This window comes from Geminicoccus flavidas, assembly GCF_009806515.1.
Lineage (GTDB): Bacteria > Pseudomonadota > Alphaproteobacteria > Geminicoccales > Geminicoccaceae > Geminicoccus > Geminicoccus flavidus.
Genome location: NZ_WUJP01000014.1, coordinates 1 through 1,463, shown reverse-complemented (window position 1 = coordinate 1,463; position 1,463 = coordinate 1). Strand labels below are relative to the sequence as shown.

The following is a 1,463-nucleotide window of genomic DNA, read 5'->3' as shown; positions in this document are numbered from 1 at the left end:
CGAGCTGGCGCGGGTGGGTGGCGCTGAACTCGATCACGCGGTTGATGTCGGCAAAGCCCATCTGGTAGACGCCGGCAGCGACCCGGGCGACCGCGTCCGCCGAGCCGCTGCCGCGGTCGATGCGGACCGCCAGGCCCTCGGCCTCGAAATAGCCCCTGACCTCAGCGATCAGGAAGGGGACGTTGGGACCCTGGAACTCCCAGTCGAGCGCGAACCTGATCTCGGTGGCTGCCCGGACGCCGACCGCCGGCGCGAGCAGCAGGCTGCCCAAGCCCACGGCGCCCAGCATTTGCCGACGCAGCATCCAGTTCCTCCTGCCGATCGCGGCATCATTCCCATCACTGCCGGCCGAGGCAAGGTCCATGCCCCCGGAACCGTCCGTAGCGATACTTTACCCATCCGCTAGATTAACTTGATTGTACCGCGGCTGCCCCGGCCACAAGTTCCTCCTGCCGTCGGACCGCCGGATCCGCGCGGCACGTGCTCGGTCCGCGGCAGGAACCTCGTGATGATCACCGCCATCGTCCGCTATCGGCTACCCGCCACGATCGGCAAGGAAGCCTGCCGGGCGCATTTCGCCAAGATCGCGGCCGGCTTCGGCGAGGCCCGGGGGCTGATCCGCAAGCAGTTCATCTGGAGCGAACGCGGGGTCGCCGGCGGGGTGTACCAGTGGGAGACGCTGGAGGACGCGCGGCGCTTCTACCAGGGGCCGTGGCTGGACGGGATCCTGGCGCGCTACGGCAGCTACCCGGACATTGAGTACTTCACCACCTTCGCGGTGACCGACAATCCGGGCGGGATCGTCACGCTTCCGCCCGCCGGCGACCAGCCCCAGTCCCAGCCGGAGCGAGGAGAGATTCGATGACCAATCGTGACCCTAGCCGGCTCTCGCGCCGGGGCCTCCTGGCTGCCGCCGGACTGGGCGCTGCGGTGCCGCTGGCCGCGGGCGGGTTCTCAGCAATGGCGCGGGCCGGCGTGCTGGAAGGCTCGGCCGCAGCGCTCCTGGACAAGGGCGCCATCTGCACGACCCCGGTGGCGGCGACCGGCGAGACTGGCCTGATCCCGCTGCGCTTTGCCTGGAACACCGGAGCGGTGTGCGGCGCGCCGGTGGCGGCTGCCCAGACCAGCGGCATCTTCGAAAAGCACGGGCTCCAGGTCGAGTTCGTCAACTTCGCCGGCTCCACCGAGGCGTTGCTCGAGACGATCGCCACGGGCAAGGCCGATGCCGGGCACGGCATGGCGCTGCGCTGGCTCAAGCCCCTCGAGCAGGGCTTCGACGTCAAGATCGTGGCGGGCCTCCATTCCGGCTGCCTGCGCCTGCTGGCCGGCAAGGACACGGGCATCGCCAGCGTCGCCGACCTGCGCGGCAAGACGGTGGCGATCAGTGATCTCGCCAGCCCGTCCAAGCATTTCTTCGCGATTCAGCTCGCCAAGCAGGGCATCGATCCCGAGAGCGAGGTCGA

Annotated in this window: 3 protein-coding genes; 2 read left to right on the top strand and 1 reads right to left on the bottom strand. The window is 69.4% G+C overall.

Going from position 1 to position 1,463, the window contains the following annotated elements; translation table 11 throughout:
* On the bottom strand, positions 1–304 hold a 304-nt coding region (locus EQG76_RS00360), incomplete at its 3' end, for an ABC transporter substrate-binding protein (RefSeq protein ID WP_159709577.1).
* A gap of 204 nt (positions 305–508) precedes the next feature.
* Here EQG76_RS00360 and EQG76_RS00355 point away from each other — a divergent pair.
* Positions 509–865 (top strand): hypothetical protein, encoded by a 357-nt coding sequence (locus EQG76_RS00355; protein ID WP_159709575.1) that lies wholly within the window; start codon positions 509–511, stop codon positions 863–865.
* A partial coding sequence (locus tag EQG76_RS00350; RefSeq protein WP_159709573.1) for an ABC transporter substrate-binding protein occupies positions 862–1,463 on the top strand: 602 nt, incomplete at its 3' end. The genes EQG76_RS00355 and EQG76_RS00350, both read left to right, overlap by 4 nt.